Source organism: Mesorhizobium sp. M7A.F.Ca.CA.002.04.1.1, from assembly GCF_004022805.1.
Lineage (GTDB): Bacteria > Pseudomonadota > Alphaproteobacteria > Rhizobiales > Rhizobiaceae > Mesorhizobium > Mesorhizobium ciceri.
The window spans coordinates 1-13,185 of the sequence record NZ_RZPL01000065.1 but is presented as its reverse complement, the minus strand read 5'-3'; the positions used below and the strand labels follow the sequence as shown (position 1 = coordinate 13,185).

At 61.5% G+C, this 13,185-nt stretch carries 25 protein-coding genes and 1 pseudogene; all 26 read right to left on the bottom strand.

The window, feature by feature from the left end:
• A pseudogene (locus ENZ75_RS05800) lies at window positions 1–123 on the bottom strand (DNA-directed RNA polymerase subunit alpha); the annotation flags it as partial.
• Window positions 124–225: 102 nt separating this feature from the next.
• Window positions 226–615, bottom strand: a complete 390-nt coding sequence (rpsK, locus tag ENZ75_RS05795) for a 30S ribosomal protein S11 (RefSeq protein WP_006205444.1) — start codon at window positions 613–615, stop codon at window positions 226–228.
• A gap of 162 nt (window positions 616–777) precedes the next feature.
• Window positions 778–1,146, bottom strand: a complete 369-nt coding sequence (gene rpsM / locus ENZ75_RS05790; protein WP_013531437.1) for a 30S ribosomal protein S13 — start codon at window positions 1,144–1,146, stop codon at window positions 778–780.
• Between the two features lie 210 nt (window positions 1,147–1,356).
• Window positions 1,357–1,953, bottom strand: a complete 597-nt coding sequence (locus tag ENZ75_RS05785) for an adenylate kinase (protein ID WP_013531436.1) — start codon at window positions 1,951–1,953, stop codon at window positions 1,357–1,359.
• Window positions 1,950–3,290, bottom strand: coding sequence for a preprotein translocase subunit SecY (secY, locus tag ENZ75_RS05780; RefSeq protein WP_013531435.1), 1,341 nt, complete (start codon window positions 3,288–3,290; stop codon window positions 1,950–1,952). Before secY ends, ENZ75_RS05785 begins: the two co-directional genes overlap by 4 nt.
• A 192-nt stretch (window positions 3,291–3,482) precedes the next feature.
• On the bottom strand, window positions 3,483–3,959 hold the full coding sequence (gene rplO, locus ENZ75_RS05775; protein WP_013531434.1) for a 50S ribosomal protein L15: 477 nt from the start codon (window positions 3,957–3,959) through the stop codon (window positions 3,483–3,485).
• 22 nt (window positions 3,960–3,981) lie between these two features.
• Window positions 3,982–4,179, bottom strand: a complete 198-nt coding sequence (gene rpmD, locus ENZ75_RS05770; RefSeq protein WP_006205449.1) for a 50S ribosomal protein L30 — start codon at window positions 4,177–4,179, stop codon at window positions 3,982–3,984.
• Between the two features lie 24 nt (window positions 4,180–4,203).
• A complete protein-coding gene (gene rpsE, locus ENZ75_RS05765) occupies window positions 4,204–4,767 on the bottom strand; it encodes a 30S ribosomal protein S5 (RefSeq protein WP_006333394.1) in 564 nt (187 codons plus the stop codon).
• Window positions 4,768–4,915: 148 nt separating this feature from the next.
• Complete coding sequence (rplR, locus tag ENZ75_RS05760; RefSeq protein WP_013531433.1) at window positions 4,916–5,275, bottom strand: 50S ribosomal protein L18; 360 nt, start codon at window positions 5,273–5,275, stop codon at window positions 4,916–4,918.
• Between the two features lie 138 nt (window positions 5,276–5,413).
• Window positions 5,414–5,947 carry a 50S ribosomal protein L6 gene (rplF, locus tag ENZ75_RS05755; protein ID WP_013531432.1) on the bottom strand — a complete coding sequence of 178 codons (534 nt, stop codon included), beginning with the start codon at window positions 5,945–5,947 and terminating at the stop codon, window positions 5,414–5,416.
• Window positions 5,948–6,036: 89 nt separating this feature from the next.
• On the bottom strand, window positions 6,037–6,435 hold the full coding sequence (rpsH, locus tag ENZ75_RS05750; protein WP_013531431.1) for a 30S ribosomal protein S8: 399 nt from the start codon (window positions 6,433–6,435) through the stop codon (window positions 6,037–6,039).
• 12 nt (window positions 6,436–6,447) lie between these two features.
• Window positions 6,448–6,753 carry a 30S ribosomal protein S14 gene (gene rpsN, locus ENZ75_RS05745; protein WP_013895695.1) on the bottom strand — a complete coding sequence of 102 codons (306 nt, stop codon included), beginning with the start codon at window positions 6,751–6,753 and terminating at the stop codon, window positions 6,448–6,450.
• A 27-nt stretch (window positions 6,754–6,780) separates the two neighbouring features.
• Entirely contained in the window at window positions 6,781–7,380 is a 600-nt protein-coding gene (rplE, locus tag ENZ75_RS05740) for a 50S ribosomal protein L5 (protein WP_063168070.1), read from the bottom strand.
• Entirely contained in the window at window positions 7,373–7,687 is a 315-nt protein-coding gene (gene rplX / locus ENZ75_RS05735; protein WP_013531428.1) for a 50S ribosomal protein L24, read from the bottom strand. Before rplX ends, rplE begins: the two co-directional genes overlap by 8 nt.
• 12 nt (window positions 7,688–7,699) lie before the next feature.
• Window positions 7,700–8,068 carry a 50S ribosomal protein L14 gene (gene rplN, locus ENZ75_RS05730; RefSeq protein WP_006205457.1) on the bottom strand — a complete coding sequence of 123 codons (369 nt, stop codon included), beginning with the start codon at window positions 8,066–8,068 and terminating at the stop codon, window positions 7,700–7,702.
• Window positions 8,069–8,151: 83 nt separating this feature from the next.
• A complete protein-coding gene (rpsQ, locus tag ENZ75_RS05725) occupies window positions 8,152–8,391 on the bottom strand; it encodes a 30S ribosomal protein S17 (protein ID WP_010909280.1) in 240 nt (79 codons plus the stop codon).
• 11 nt (window positions 8,392–8,402) lie between these two features.
• The gene (gene rpmC, locus ENZ75_RS05720) at window positions 8,403–8,603 is read right to left on the bottom strand and encodes a 50S ribosomal protein L29 (protein WP_006205459.1); all 201 of its coding nucleotides are present in this window, start codon (window positions 8,601–8,603) and stop codon (window positions 8,403–8,405) included.
• Window positions 8,604–8,616: 13 nt separating this feature from the next.
• Entirely contained in the window at window positions 8,617–9,030 is a 414-nt protein-coding gene (gene rplP, locus ENZ75_RS05715) for a 50S ribosomal protein L16 (RefSeq protein WP_013531427.1), read from the bottom strand.
• A 27-nt stretch (window positions 9,031–9,057) separates the two neighbouring features.
• A complete protein-coding gene (rpsC, locus tag ENZ75_RS05710) occupies window positions 9,058–9,783 on the bottom strand; it encodes a 30S ribosomal protein S3 (RefSeq protein ID WP_013531426.1) in 726 nt (241 codons plus the stop codon).
• Window positions 9,783–10,172: a 50S ribosomal protein L22 gene (rplV, locus tag ENZ75_RS05705; protein WP_006205462.1), complete on the bottom strand. Its 390-nt coding sequence runs from the start codon at window positions 10,170–10,172 to the stop codon at window positions 9,783–9,785. The genes rpsC and rplV overlap by 1 nt, the downstream gene beginning before the upstream one ends.
• A 2-nt stretch (window positions 10,173–10,174) precedes the next feature.
• Complete coding sequence (gene rpsS, locus ENZ75_RS05700) at window positions 10,175–10,453, bottom strand: 30S ribosomal protein S19 (protein ID WP_006205463.1); 279 nt, start codon at window positions 10,451–10,453, stop codon at window positions 10,175–10,177.
• Between the two features lie 16 nt (window positions 10,454–10,469).
• Complete coding sequence (gene rplB, locus ENZ75_RS05695; RefSeq protein WP_013531425.1) at window positions 10,470–11,303, bottom strand: 50S ribosomal protein L2; 834 nt, start codon at window positions 11,301–11,303, stop codon at window positions 10,470–10,472.
• Window positions 11,304–11,325: 22 nt separating this feature from the next.
• Window positions 11,326–11,619: a 50S ribosomal protein L23 gene (locus tag ENZ75_RS05690; protein ID WP_013531424.1), complete on the bottom strand. Its 294-nt coding sequence runs from the start codon at window positions 11,617–11,619 to the stop codon at window positions 11,326–11,328.
• Complete coding sequence (gene rplD, locus ENZ75_RS05685) at window positions 11,616–12,236, bottom strand: 50S ribosomal protein L4 (RefSeq protein WP_013531423.1); 621 nt, start codon at window positions 12,234–12,236, stop codon at window positions 11,616–11,618. Before rplD ends, ENZ75_RS05690 begins: the two co-directional genes overlap by 4 nt.
• Entirely contained in the window at window positions 12,236–12,964 is a 729-nt protein-coding gene (gene rplC, locus ENZ75_RS05680) for a 50S ribosomal protein L3 (protein WP_013531422.1), read from the bottom strand. The genes rplD and rplC overlap by 1 nt, the downstream gene beginning before the upstream one ends.
• A 61-nt stretch (window positions 12,965–13,025) precedes the next feature.
• A partial coding sequence (gene rpsJ / locus ENZ75_RS05675; RefSeq protein ID WP_128277955.1) for a 30S ribosomal protein S10 occupies window positions 13,026–13,185 on the bottom strand: 160 nt, incomplete at its 5' end.

The following is a 13,185-nucleotide window of genomic DNA, read 5'->3' as shown; positions in this document are numbered from 1 at the left end:
GCCCAGCGTCAGGCAAAAGCCACGCTCGAGAGGCTCGGCGACCAGCGTGGTCAGCGTCTTCTTCTTCGACGAGAACTCGATCTTGTTCGGCTTGATCAGTTCCTGCCAATTTTTCTGGATCATGATGCTTTCCTTCCGTTGACCCGCCACCATCCAATCGTGGCGGGCGACCTGGAATGCCGCGGAGGAGCGCCCAAGGGCGCTCGCGCGGCGTTCGGTAAATGCTTAGACGCGACGCTTCTTGCGCGGGCGGCAGCCATTGTGCGGGATCGGCGTCACATCACGGATCGAGGTGATGGTGAAGCCGGCCGCCTGCAGGGCGCGCAGTGCCGATTCACGACCGGAGCCGGGTCCGCAGACCTCGACTTCGAGCATGCGCATGCCGTGTTCCTGGGCCTTCTTGGCAACATCCTCGGCAGCCATCTGGGCAGCGAACGGGGTCGACTTGCGCGAACCCTTGAAGCCCTGAGCACCGGCAGACGACCAGGCAATCGAATTGCCCTGCGCATCGGTGATGGTGATCATCGTGTTGTTGAAGGTCGAATTGACGTGGGCAACGCCCGACGAGATATTCTTGCGTTCGCGACGGCGAACACGAGCGGCTTCCTTGGCCATGATAGTCCTTTCAGTTGATCTCTACACCGCCGTAATGCCAGCGGCTCCACCTTCGTAAGGGAGTAGGGGAATAGGGCAGCAAGGGAGTAGGGAAAAACGCGACCCGACTGGCGGGCATTCCCTACTGCCTTACTCCCCTACTCCCTTATTCCCCTAAAAAAATTACTTCTTCTTGCCGGCGATCGACTTGGCCGGGCCCTTGCGGGTGCGCGCATTGGTATGCGTGCGCTGGCCGCGGACCGGCAGCGAGCGGCGGTGACGCAGGCCGCGGTAGCAGCCGAGGTCCATGAGCCGCTTGATGTTCATCGAGACTTCGCGGCGCAGGTCGCCTTCAACCTGGTAATCGCGGTCGATGGTCTCGCGGATCTGCAGCACTTCCGCGTCGGTCAGCTGGTTGACGCGGCGCTCGGCCGGGATGCCGACCTTGTCGACGATCTCCTGGGCGAACCGCTTGCCAATGCCGTGAATGTACTGAAGCGCAATGACAACGCGCTTGTTGGTCGGAATGTTGACGCCGGCTATACGAGCCATGTTCTTCCCTTCTCCATGTGGGCCGGCCAATCCTCAAAAACAAGGTAGGCTCGGCGCTATCTTAAGTTGCCCCGCGTCCGGTGGAGGCCGGCCCATGCGGGAGTTTCCAGTTCAATGCGGCTGCCTTGCCCTTGCGGACAAGCAAAGCTCATGCCTGATAGGAAGACGGGCCGCCATACCGCAGCGAACCGCCTCCGTCAAGTGCAATCGTTAATTTCCCCGCACCGCGTCCTTGAGCACCGCTTCGATCTGTTCCGTCACGGCGTCGATATCGGCCATGCCATCGACACTGCGGAGCTTGCCCTTGGCATAGTAGTAGCCAATCAGCGGCGACGTCTTCTTGTAGTATTCCCTCAGGCGCTCTTCGAACACGGTCGGATTGTCGTCCTTGCGAACGGGAAGGCCGGCGGCCTGCGCCTCGTCGGCGCGTTTGACGATCCGGCCAACCAGGGCCTTGTCGTCGACCACGAGTTCAATGACGGCGTCGAGCCCCTGCGAGCGATCCGACAGCATCTGCTCGACCGCATCCGCCTGCACCAGGGTCCGCGGATAGCCGTCGAGGATGAACCCCTTGGCGCAGTCGGGCTGATCGATACGCTCAGCGACGATCGCGTTGACGATCGCGTCGGACACCAGTTCACCGGCATCCATCACCGCCTTGGCGCGCTTGCCAACCTCGGTGCCTGCCTGGACGGCAGCACGCAGCATGTCGCCCGTCGAGAGCTGGGGTATGCCGTGTTTTTCTACCAGTCTTTGTGCTTGCGTCCCCTTGCCCGCTCCTGGCGGCCCAAGCAATATCAACCTCATCTGGCTTTCTTCCCCCCGCGCAGCTTCGACTTCTTGATCAGGCCTTCATACTGGTGCGCGATCAGGTGACCCTGAATCTGCGCAACCGTATCGAGCGTGACACTGACCACGATCAGAAGCGATGTGCCACCAAGGTAGAACGGTACGCCAGTCGCCGAGATCAGGAACTCCGGCAGCAGGCACACCAGCACCAGATAGATGGCGCCGACGACGGTGATGCGGGTGAGAACGTAATCGATATAATCGGCGGTGCGCTCGCCCGGACGATAGCCCGGGATGAAGCCCGAATGCTTCTTGAGCTGGTCGGCGGTGTCCTTCGGGTTGAAGACAATCGCGGTGTAGAAGAAGGCGAAGAACACGATCATCGCCGCATAAAACAGCATGTAGAGCGGCTGGCCGTGGCCGAGCGAGGCGAGCACGGTGCTTGCCCACGCCGGCAGGTTCGTCGTCTGCGAGAAGCCGGCGACGGTGGCCGGCAGCAAAAGCAGCGACGAGGCAAAGATCGGCGGAATGACGCCCGACGTGTTGAGCTTCAGCGGCAGGTGCGAGGTATCGCCCTGGAACATCCGGTTGCCGACCTGGCGCTTTGGATACTGGATCAGCAAGCGGCGCTGGGCGCGCTCGAAGAACACGATGAGCGCAATGACGACGATAGCCAGCACGATGATCGCCAGGATCAGGCCGGTCGACAGCGCGCCGGTGCGGCCAAGCTCCAGCGTGCCGGAGATGGCGTGCGGCAGGCCGGCGACGATGCCGGAGAAGATGATCAGCGAAATACCGTTGCCGATGCCGCGGGCGGTGATCTGCTCGCCCAGCCACATCAGGAACATGGTGCCGCCGACCAGCGTGACGACGGTCGAGATGCGGAAGAACATGCCGGGGTCACTGACGATGCCGTTGCCGCCTTCCAGACCGACCGAAATGCCATAGGCCTGAACCAGCGCAAGCAGCACGGTGCCGTAGCGCGTGTACTGGTTAATGACCTTGCGGCCCTGTTCGCCTTCCTTCTTCAGCGCTTCCAATGACGGGATGACCGAGGTCATCAGCTGCATGATGATGGAGGCGGAGATGTAAGGCATGATGCCGAGCGCAAAGATCGCCATGCGCTGCACGGCGCCGCCGGCGAACATGTTGAACATGCCGAGCACGCCCTTGCTCTGCGAAGAGAAGGCCTGGGCGAAGGCGTCGGGATTGATACCGGGAAGCGGGATGTAGGTGCCGAGGCGATAAACCAGCAGCGCGCCGATCGTGAACCAGATGCGCTTCTTCAAATCCTCCGCCTTGGCGAAGGCCGAGAAATTCAGATTCGAGGCTAATTGTTCAGCAGCCGAAGCCATGCCTGATTCTCCGCTTGGTAACGCTTGATGGCCCTGAGGTCAGGCGGCGCGTTTCACCGAAGCTCACGAGATAAGCTCCGGGCTCTAAACATGCAAGCGGCCGCGTTGACGCGGCCGCCTCGTTGAGCAGATCAAAGCGAAATCGTGAGCAAAAACGGATCCCACTCCTGCCGATCGCGCTTCAAATTGCCGTTACTCGGCAGCTGCTTTTTCCTGCGGCAGCTTGACCGAACCGCCGGCCTTTTCGATCTTCTCGATCGCGGCCTTGGAGGCGCCGGCGACGTCAAAGGCGAGCTTCGCCTTGATCTCGCCATCCGAGAGGATGCGCACGCCGTCCTTGACGCGGCGGATGACGCCGGCGGCAACCAGCGATTCAGCCGTCACGGTTGCCTTGGCGTCGAGCTTCTTGGCGTCGATGGCCACCTGGATGCGGGCCAGCGACACGACGGTGAAGCTCTTGGCGAAGATGTTGTTGAAGCCACGCTTCGGCAGGCGCCGGTAGAGCGGCATCTGGCCACCCTCGAAGCCGTTGATGGCGACGCCGGAGCGCGCCTTCTGGCCCTTGACGCCGCGACCGCCGGTCTTGCCGGAGCCGGAGCCGATACCACGGCCGAGACGCTTCTTGGAGTGCGTCGCGCCGTCCTTGTCACGCAGATCGTTGAGTTTCATCTGACTTCTCCTGCGCTCTGGCTCAGCCCTCGTCCACGACGCGGACGAGATGCTGGACGGCAGCGATCATGCCGCGCACGGAGGGCGTATCTTCCAGCGTGCGCTGCTTGTGCATCTTGTTGAGGCCGAGGCCGACCAGCGTCGCGCGCTGTTCCTTCGGACGGCGGATCGGCGAACCGATCTGCTCAACGGTGATGGTCTTGGTTGCTTTCTTGGCCATGGTCAAAATCCCTGGTCAGATCGACTATTCTTCAGCCGCAACGGCGGTGCCGCGGCGGGCCTGAAGGGTCGAATACTTGATGCCGCGAGCAGCAGCCACATCCTTGGGATGCATCTGGCTCTTCAGCGCGTCGAAGGTGGCGCGAACCATGTTGTAGGGGTTCGACGAACCCATCGACTTGGCGACCACGTCATGCATGCCGAGCGTCTCGAAGACAGCGCGCATCGGGCCACCGGCGATGATGCCGGTACCTTGCTTGGCGGCGCGCAGCAGCACGCGTCCAGCACCCCAGCGTCCTTCGACGTCGTGATGCAGCGTACGGCCCGAGCGCAGCGGCACGAAAATCATGTCGCGCTTGGCCGATTCAGTTGCCTTGCGGATAGCTTCCGGCACTTCGCGCGCCTTGCCGTGACCAAAGCCGACGCGGCCCTTCTGGTCGCCGACGACGACGAGTGCTGCAAAACCGAAGCGACGGCCGCCCTTGACGACCTTGGCGACGCGGTTGATGTGGACGAGCTTGTCCACCATGCCGTCATCGCGTTCTTCACGATCGCGGCCGCGGCCGCCATCCCTACGTTCCTGTGCCATATCCTGTTCCTTGTTTTTTTCCGGAAGCACGGTTGCTGATAAGATCCGGTGCCTCGCCCCGATTAAATCGGGAAACGGTCACCGGGGGCGAAATCATTTCCTTCGCATAATCTTTATCCGAAAAGTCTGCAACTTTTCGGGATCATGCTTAGAAGCTCAAGCCACCTTCGCGGGCAGCCTCGGCGAGCGCCTTGACGCGGCCGTGATAGATGTAAGCGCCGCGGTCGAAGACGACTTCCTTGACGCCGGCCTTGGTGGCGCGCTCGGCGATCAGCTTGCCGATCGCGGTGGCGGCAGCGGTGTCGGCGCCGGTCTTGAGCGAACCCTTGAAGTCCTTCTCGAGCGTCGAAGCGGCGGCGATGGTGTGGCCCTTGGCGTCGTCGATGACCTGCACATAGATGTTCTTCGACGTGCGGTGAACCGACAGACGCGGACGCTCGCCGGCGACCTTCTTGATCTGACGACGGACGCGCTGCGCGCGGCGCTGCGTGGATTCCTTGGTACCCATGATGGTCTTCCTTGCCTTCAAAAAACGGGGGCCGCCATATGCGGTAGGCGAAAGCGCCTCCCGCGACCGCTCCCCGCGGCGTTACACTCTTGGCTTGGCCCTTTCCGAAAAGTCTTCAACTTCTCGAGGCCAGGCCTACTACTTCTTCTTGCCTTCCTTGCGGACGATCTTCTCGCCGGCGTAGCGGACGCCCTTGCCCTTGTAAGGCTCGGGACCACGATACTCGCGGATCTCGGCCGCAACCTGGCCGACCTGCTGCTTGTCGATGCCGGCCACAGTGATTTCAGTCGGCTTCGGCACGGTGATGGTGATGCCCTGCGGCGTCTCATAGACGACGTCATGGCTGAAGCCAAGCGCCAGCTGCAGGTTCTTGCCCTGAAGTGCCGCGCGATAGCCGACGCCGGTGATCTCGAGCTTCTTCTCGAAACCGTCCTTGACACCCTGCAGGATGTTGACGATCTGCGTGCGCGACATGCCCCACTTGGAGCGGGCGGTCTTGGTCTGGTCGCGCGGCTGGACAGCGATCTCGCTGCCTTCCATCTTGACCAGCACTTCGTCGTTCACCACGAACTTCAGCTCACCCTTGGGGCCCTTCGCCGTCACGGTCTGGCCGTTGACGGTCGCGGTCACGCCCTGCGGCAGCGAAACGGGTTTCTTTCCAATACGAGACATTTTGTTGTCCTCGTCACTTCTCTTGTTTCAGGTCTCTGTCTTCGGGAACGATCCGAAGACCGGATTCCACTTTGCGGTCAACTGCCAGATCAGAAGATCTGGCAGAGGATCTCACCGCCGACGTTCTGTTCACGTGCTTCATGGTCGGCCATCACGCCCTTCGGTGTCGAAAGGATGGCGATGCCGAGGCCGTTTGCGACCTGCGGAATCGACTTGGCCGAAACATAGACGCGGCGGCCTGGCTTCGAAACGCGGGCGATTTCGCGCACGACCGGCGCGCCGTCGAAATACTTCAGCTCGATCTCGATTTCGGACTTGCCGTTGTCGAAGTCGGTCTGGCTGTAATCGCGGATATAGCCTTCAGCCTTCAGCACGTCGAGGACGCGGGTGCGCAGACGCGAAGCCGGCGTCGAAACGCTCGACTTCTTGCGGCCATACGCGTTGCGGATGCGGGTCAGCATATCGCCGAGAGGATCGCTCAATGACATGTTATGTCCTCCTTACCAGCTCGACTTGACCAGGCCCGGGATCTGGCCGTTATTGCCGAGATCACGAAGCGCGATGCGCGATACTTTGAGCTTGCGATAGTAGGCGCGCGGACGGCCGGTGACTTCGCAGCGGTTGCGGATGCGGATCTTGGCCGAGTTGCGCGGCATGGCAGCAAGCTTGAGCTGAGCGCGGAAACGCTCTTCCATCGGCTTGGACTGATCCATGATGATCGCCTTGAGCGCAGCCCGCTTGGGACCGTACTGGTCGGCAAGCTTGCGGCGCCTGTTGTTCTTCTCGACTGAGCTGGTCTTTGCCATTTCAGATTTTTCCTTTTCTCGCTGCCGTTACTGGCGGAAGGGGAAGTTGAAGGCCTTGAGCAATGCCCTGGCTTCGTCGTCCGTCTTCGCAGTCGTACAAACGATGACGTCCATGCCCCAGATCTGATCAACCTTGTCGTAGTTGATCTCCGGGAACACGATGTGTTCCTTGATGCCCATGGCGTAGTTGCCACGGCCATCGAAGCTCTTCGGATTCAGTCCGCGAAAGTCGCGGACGCGCGGCAGTGCGATGTTCACGAGGCGGTCGAGGAACTCATACATCCGTTCCTTGCGCAACGTGACCTTGGCGCCGATTGGCATCTTCTCGCGGACCTTGAAGCCGGCGATCGAGTTGCGGGCGCGGGTGACGACGGCCTTCTGGCCGGCAATCATCGCCAGGTCTTCGGCCGCGATCGAAGGCTTCTTCGAATCGGCGGTCGCTTCGCCGACGCCCATGTTCAGCACGATCTTGTCGATGCGCGGAACCTGCATCTCGTTGTCGTAGCCGAACTGTTCCTGCAGCGCCTTGCGGATGGTCTCGTTGTAGACCTGCTTGAGGCGCGGCGTGTTCTGAGCCTTGGACTGTTTGCTTTCAGCCGTGGGCTTCGTGGTTTGAGCCTTAGCCATTGATGACTTCTCCCGAGCGCTTGGCGACGCGCACCTTCTTGCCGTCCTTCTGGAAGATGAAGCCGACGCGGGTCGGCTTGCCATCCTTGGGGTCGGCCAGCGCGATGTTCGACAGCTGGATCGGCGCTTCCTTGGTGATGATCCCGCCCTCTTGGGACTGGGACTGCTTCTGGTGACGGCGGATCATGTTGACGCCGCGCACCAGCGCGGTGTCTTCCTTCGGCTGTACCGAGAGGACTTCGCCCGAACGGCCCTTGTCCTTGCCGGCCAGCACGACGACCTTGTCGCCTTTTCTAATTTTTTGCATTGGTCCGGCTCCTTACAGCACTTCAGGCGCGAGCGAGATGATCTTCATGTGGTTCTTGGCGCGGAGTTCGCGCGGAACCGGTCCGAAGATACGCGTGCCGATCGGCTCTTTCTTGTTGTCGACGAGAACGGCCGCGTTCTTGTCGAAACGGATCACGCTGCCATCCGGGCGGCGAATGTCCTTGGCCGTGCGAACCACGACCGCCTTCATCACATCGCCCTTCTTCACGCGGCCGCGCGGAATGGCTTCCTTGATCGACACCACGATGATGTCGCCCACGGAAGCGTATTTCCGCTTCGAGCCGCCCAGCACCTTGATGCACATGACACGACGGGCGCCGGAATTATCCGCGACGTCGAGGTTTGTTTGCATCTGAATCATGACTGGCCGCCTTCTTCTCTTCTAACGGGATGGGCTCAAAGCCCCTCCCCGGTCTGTCCAAAATTCGTTGTTTACGCCCGAGGTCAGGCTTGGTCCGAAGACACGACGATCCAGCGCTTGTCCTTGGAAATCGGCTTCGATTCCTGGATGAACACCTGATCGCCAACCTTGTGGGCGTTGTTCTCGTCGTGCGCCTTGTACTTCTTGGTCATGCGCACGGTCTTCTTCATCACGGGATGCGTGAAGCGCCGTTCGACCTTGACGACAACCGTCTTCTCGTTCTTGTCGCTGACGACGGTGCCCTGCAGAATGCGCTTTGGCATGGTTTTCGTCCTTAAGCCTTCTTAGCCGCGGACTTTTCCGCAGCGATGGTCTTGATACGCGCAATGTCCTTACGAACCTGTCTCACGCGCGCGGTCTTCTCGAGCTGGCCGGTGGCCTTCTGGAAGCGCAGGTTGAACTGCTCCTTCTTCAGGCTGGCCAGGTCGTCGGTCAGCTGGTCCTGGGTCTTGGTCCGGATGTCTTCGGCTTTCATGATCAGCCCGTCCTTATTCTGCGATGCGCTGCACGAAGCGCGTCTTGACCGAGAGCTTGGCCGCGCCGAGACGCAGTGCCTCACGGGCGGTTTCTTCATTGACGCCGTCGATCTCGAACATGATGCGGCCTGGCTTGACGCGCGCCGCCCAATAATCGACCGCGCCCTTGCCCTTACCCATGCGGACTTCGGTCGGCTTCGAAGTGACCGGCACGTCCGGGAAAATACGGATCCAGACGCGACCAGCGCGCTTCATTTCACGGGTGATCGCGCGGCGGGCCGCCTCGATCTCACGTGCGGTGACGCGGTTCGGCTCAAGCGCCTTCAGCCCGAAACCACCGAAATCCAGGTTGGTGCCGCCCTTTGCGGTACCATGGATACGGCCCTTGAACTGCTTGCGGAACTTTGTGCGCTTTGGCTGCAGCATCGTTCTAACTCCAAATTCCTAAATGTCTCAGGCGTTTTCGCGACGACGACCGCGTTCGCGATCACCACCACCGCCATGCGCTGCATCGCTTTCGCTGGCCCGACGCTCCGAAGCCATCGGGTCATGCTCAAGGATCTCGCCCTTGAACACCCAGACCTTGACGCCGCAGATGCCATAAGCCGTGTGCGCTTCGGCCGTACCGTAGTCGACGTCCGCACGCAGCGTATGCAGCGGCACGCGACCTTCGCGATACCATTCCATACGCGCGATCTCAGCGCCGCCGAGGCGGCCGGCGCAGTTGATGCGGATGCCTTCGGCACCGAGGCGCATCGCCGACTGAACGGCACGCTTCATGGCGCGGCGGAACGCGATACGACGCTCGAGCTGCTGGGCGATCGACTGGGCGACCAGGGTCGCGTCGATCTCCGGCTTGCGCACTTCAACGATGTTGAGGTGCGTCTCGGACTTCGTCATCTCCATCAGCTTCTTGCGAAGCTTCTCGATGTCGGCGCCCTTCTTGCCGATGATCAGACCCGGGCGCGCGGCATGGATGGTGACGCGGCACTTCTTGTGCGGACGCTCGATCACGACCTTCGAGATGGCAGCCTGCTTGAGCTCCTTCTCGAGATACTTGCGGATCTTGATGTCCTCATGCAGCAGCTTGCCGTACTCGCCGGTGTTCGCGAACCAGCGCGAATCCCAGGTGCGGTTGATGCCGAGGCGAAGACCGATCGGATTGACTTTCTGGCCCATTATGCGGCCTCCCCTTTTTCTTCGACTTCACGAACGACGATCGTGAGGTGCGAGAACGGCTTCTCGATACGGCTGGCGCGACCGCGGCCACGGGCATGGAACCGCTTCATGACGATCGACTTGCCGACATAGGCTTCCGCCACGATCAGCGCATCGACATCCAGGTCGTGGTTGTTTTCCGCGTTGGCGATTGCCGATTCCAGCGTCTTCTTGACCGTGCCGGAAATCCGCTTGGCCGAGAATTCGAGATCGGAAAGCGCTGTCGCGACCTTCTTGCCGCGGATCAGCGCGGCAACCAGGTTCAGCTTCTGCGGGCTGATACGGATCGTGCGCAATACGGCGCGCGCTTCGTTATCAGCAAGCCTGCGCGGAGCTTTGGCCTTGCCCATGATTATTTCCTCTTCGCCTTCTTATCCGCGCCGTGACCGTAATAGGTCCGGGTCGGAGCGAATTCACCGAACTTGTGACCGACCATGTCCTCGTTCACCGAGACGGGAACATGCTTCTGGCCGTTGTAGACACCGAAGGTGAAGCCGACGAACTGCGGCAGGATGGTGGAGCGACGGCTCCACATCTTGATCACCTCATTGCGACCACCTTCACGAACCTTGTCCACCTTCTTGAGAAGGTAGCCGTCAATGAAGGGGCCTTTCCAAATCGAACGAGTCACTTGGCGTTACCTCTTCTTAGCTCTTGCGCTGATGGCGCGAGCGCAGGATGAACTTGTCGGTCGCCTTGTTGGACCGCGTCTTCTTGCCCTTGGTCGGCTTGCCCCAGGGCGAAACCGGATGGCGGCCACCCGATGTGCGGCCTTCGCCGCCGCCGTGCGGATGGTCGACCGGGTTCATGGTCACGCCGCGATTGTGCGGGCGCTTGCCACGCCAGACCGTGCGACCGGCCTTGCCGTCATTGATGTTGCCGTGGTCCGGATTGGACACGGCGCCAACAGTGGCCATGCAGGAGCCGTGAACGACACGCTGCTCGCCCGAATTGAGGCGCAGGATCGCCATGCCCTGGTCACGACCGACCAGCTGACCGTAACCACCTGCCGAACGGGCGACCTGAGCGCCCTTGCCCGGCTTCAGCTCGATGTTGTGGACGATGGTGCCGACCGGCATCGAAGCCAGCGGCATCGCATTGCCCGGCTTCACGTCGACCGATTCACCGGACACGATCTTGTCGCCGGGAGCCAGACGCTGCGGAGCGATGATGTAGGACAGCTCGCCATCCTCATACTTGATCAGCGCGATGAAGGCGGTGCGGTTCGGATCGTACTCAATGCGCTCGACCGTGCCGACGACGTCGAACTTGCGGCGCTTGAAGTCGATGATGCGGTACGAACGCTTGTGACCACCGCCGATGAAGCGGGCGGTGATGCGACCGTGATTGTTGCGGCCGCCCGACTTGGTCAGGCCTTCGGTCAGACCCTTGACGGGCTTGCCCTTGTAGAGGCCCGAGCGGTCGACGATGACCAGCTGACGGGTGCTGGGCGTTACCGGGTTGAATTTTTTCAGTGCCATTGTTCTGTCCTCGCGGCCTTGCTCAGAGACCCGTCGCGACGTCGATCGACTGGCCATCGGCCAGCGTCACAACCGCCTTCTTGACGTCGCTCTGGCGGCCAACCGTGCCACGGAAGCGCTTGATCTTGCCCTTGCGGACAAGCGTGTTCACGGCCATCACCTTGACGCCGAACAGCGCTTCGACGGCGGCCTTGATTTCCGGCTTCGACGCCTTCTTGGCGACGTTGAAGACGACCTTGTTCTGCTCGGAGGCCATGGTCGACTTTTCGGTGATCGCCGGCGAGACGATCACGTCGTAATGACGAAGGTCGGTCATTTAAAACGCTCCTCGAGAGCCTCGACGGCGGCCTTCGAAAGGACCAGCGTGCCGCGGCGCAGAATGTCGTAGACGTTGATGCCCTGGATGGGCAGCACGTCGATGTTGGGGATGTTCGTCGCCGCCAGCTTGAAGTTCTTGTCAAGCTCGGCGCCGCCGATCAGCAAAGCATTGGTCAGGCCCAGCGTCGCGAAATTCGCGATCAGCGCCTTCGTCTTGGCCTCGGTCAGCTTCAGCTCGTCGATGATGATGATCGACGCGCTCTTGGCCTTGGCCGAGAGAGCATGCTTGAGGCCGAGAGCGCGAACCTTCTTCGGCAGTTCGTGCTCGTGGCTGCGAACGACCGGGCCGTGGGCCTTGCCGCCGCCGCGGAACTGCGGAGCGCGTGCCGAATGGTGACGGGCGCGGCCCGTACCCTTCTGCTTGTACATCTTGGCGCCGGTGCGCGCGATCTCGGCGCGACCCTTGGTCTTGTGCGTGCCCTGCTGCTTCTTGGCAAGCTGCCAGCGCACGACGCGCTGCAGGATGTCTTCGCGCGGATCAAGGCCGAAAATCTCGTCGGAGAGTTCCACCTTGCCGGCGTCCTTGCCGCCCAGCGTTGTGATCTTGAGATCCATTATTCCGCTCCCTCTGTGGCCGGAGCCTCGTTCTTGGCGCCACTTTCGGCAGCAACGGCGCGGATCGCGGCAGGCTTCGGCGCATTGGCCGGCAGTGCCACCTTGGCCGCATCGCGAACCAGGATCCAGGCGCCCTTCGATCCGGGAACCGCACCGCGGATCAGGATCAGGCCGCGGTCGGCGTCGGTCGATACGATCTCGACATTCTGCGTGGTGACGCGGGTGTCGCCCATGTGGCCAGCCATATGCTTGCCCTTGAACACCTTGCCCGGGTCCTGGCGCTGGCCGGTCGAACCGTGCGTACGGTGCGAAACCGAGTTACCGTGCGTTGCACGGCCACCGCCCATGTGGTGGCGCTTGATGACGCCCTGAAAGCCCTTGCCGATCGTCGTGCCCGTCACATCGACCTTCTGGCCGGCGACGAAGTGCTCGACGGTGATCTCGGCGCCGACATCGATCATGTTGTCGGCGGAGACGCGGAACTCGGCGACCTTCGCCTTCGGCTCGACGGAAGCGGTCGCGAAATGGCCGCGCATCGCCTTCGACGTGTTCTTCACCTTGGCAAGGCCAACGCCGAGCTGAACGGCGGTGTAGCCATTCTTCTCTTGCGTGCGCTGGGCCACGACCTGGCAGTTCTCCATCAGGAGAACGGTGACGGGAACATGTTCCCCGGCATCGTTATAGATGCGGGTCATTCCCACCTTCTTTGCAATCACACCTGAACGCATCGGTTCAATTCCTTTAGAGTTCCGGGCCAGGGGCACCGCCCCTTACCGCGCTCTCATTCCCTTAGAGCTTGATCTCGACGTCGACGCCGGCGGCCAGATCGAGCTTCATCAAAGCATCGACCGTCTGCGGGGTCGGATCGACGATGTCGAGCAGACGCTTGTGCGTGCGCATCTCGAACTGCTCGCGGCTCTTCTTGTCGACGTGAGGCGACCGGTTGACC

Excerpts from the sequence above, each read along its gene's own strand:
- rpsK (WP_006205444.1), bottom strand. The coding sequence starts at position 615 with ATGGCCAAGGAAGCCGCTCGTGTTCGCCGTCGCGAACGCAAGAATATC.
- rpsM (WP_013531437.1), bottom strand. The coding sequence starts at position 1,146 with ATGGCTCGTATAGCCGGCGTCAACATTCCGACCAACAAGCGCGTTGTC.
- ENZ75_RS05785 (WP_013531436.1), bottom strand. The coding sequence starts at position 1,953 with ATGAGGTTGATATTGCTTGGGCCGCCAGGAGCGGGCAAGGGGACGCAA.
- secY (WP_013531435.1), bottom strand. The coding sequence starts at position 3,290 with ATGGCTTCGGCTGCTGAACAATTAGCCTCGAATCTGAATTTCTCGGCC.
- rplO (WP_013531434.1), bottom strand. The coding sequence starts at position 3,959 with ATGAAACTCAACGATCTGCGTGACAAGGACGGCGCGACGCACTCCAAG.
- rpmD (WP_006205449.1), bottom strand. The coding sequence starts at position 4,179 with ATGGCCAAGAAAGCAACCAAGACCATCACCGTTGAGCAGATCGGTTCG.
- rpsE (WP_006333394.1), bottom strand. The coding sequence starts at position 4,767 with ATGGCACAGGAACGTAGGGATGGCGGCCGCGGCCGCGATCGTGAAGAA.
- rplR (WP_013531433.1), bottom strand. The coding sequence starts at position 5,275 with ATGGGTACCAAGGAATCCACGCAGCGCCGCGCGCAGCGCGTCCGTCGT.
- rplF (WP_013531432.1), bottom strand. The coding sequence starts at position 5,947 with ATGTCTCGTATTGGAAAGAAACCCGTTTCGCTGCCGCAGGGCGTGACC.
- rpsH (WP_013531431.1), bottom strand. The coding sequence starts at position 6,435 with ATGTCATTGAGCGATCCTCTCGGCGATATGCTGACCCGCATCCGCAAC.
- rpsN (WP_013895695.1), bottom strand. The coding sequence starts at position 6,753 with ATGGCAAAGACCAGCTCAGTCGAGAAGAACAACAGGCGCCGCAAGCTT.
- rplE (WP_063168070.1), bottom strand. The coding sequence starts at position 7,380 with ATGGCTAAGGCTCAAACCACGAAGCCCACGGCTGAAAGCAAACAGTCC.
- rplX (WP_013531428.1), bottom strand. The coding sequence starts at position 7,687 with ATGCAAAAAATTAGAAAAGGCGACAAGGTCGTCGTGCTGGCCGGCAAG.
- rplN (WP_006205457.1), bottom strand. The coding sequence starts at position 8,068 with ATGATTCAGATGCAAACAAACCTCGACGTCGCGGATAATTCCGGCGCC.
- rpsQ (WP_010909280.1), bottom strand. The coding sequence starts at position 8,391 with ATGCCAAAGCGCATTCTGCAGGGCACCGTCGTCAGCGACAAGAACGAG.
- rpmC (WP_006205459.1), bottom strand. The coding sequence starts at position 8,603 with ATGAAAGCCGAAGACATCCGGACCAAGACCCAGGACCAGCTGACCGAC.
- rplP (WP_013531427.1), bottom strand. The coding sequence starts at position 9,030 with ATGCTGCAGCCAAAGCGCACAAAGTTCCGCAAGCAGTTCAAGGGCCGT.
- rpsC (WP_013531426.1), bottom strand. The coding sequence starts at position 9,783 with ATGGGCCAGAAAGTCAATCCGATCGGTCTTCGCCTCGGCATCAACCGC.
- rplV (WP_006205462.1), bottom strand. The coding sequence starts at position 10,172 with ATGGGCAAGGCCAAAGCTCCGCGCAGGCTTGCTGATAACGAAGCGCGC.
- rplB (WP_013531425.1), bottom strand. The coding sequence starts at position 11,303 with ATGGCACTGAAAAAATTCAACCCGGTAACGCCCAGCACCCGTCAGCTG.
- ENZ75_RS05690 (WP_013531424.1), bottom strand. The coding sequence starts at position 11,619 with ATGACCGACCTTCGTCATTACGACGTGATCGTCTCGCCGGCGATCACC.
- rplD (WP_013531423.1), bottom strand. The coding sequence starts at position 12,236 with ATGGATCTCAAGATCACAACGCTGGGCGGCAAGGACGCCGGCAAGGTG.
- rplC (WP_013531422.1), bottom strand. The coding sequence starts at position 12,964 with ATGCGTTCAGGTGTGATTGCAAAGAAGGTGGGAATGACCCGCATCTAT.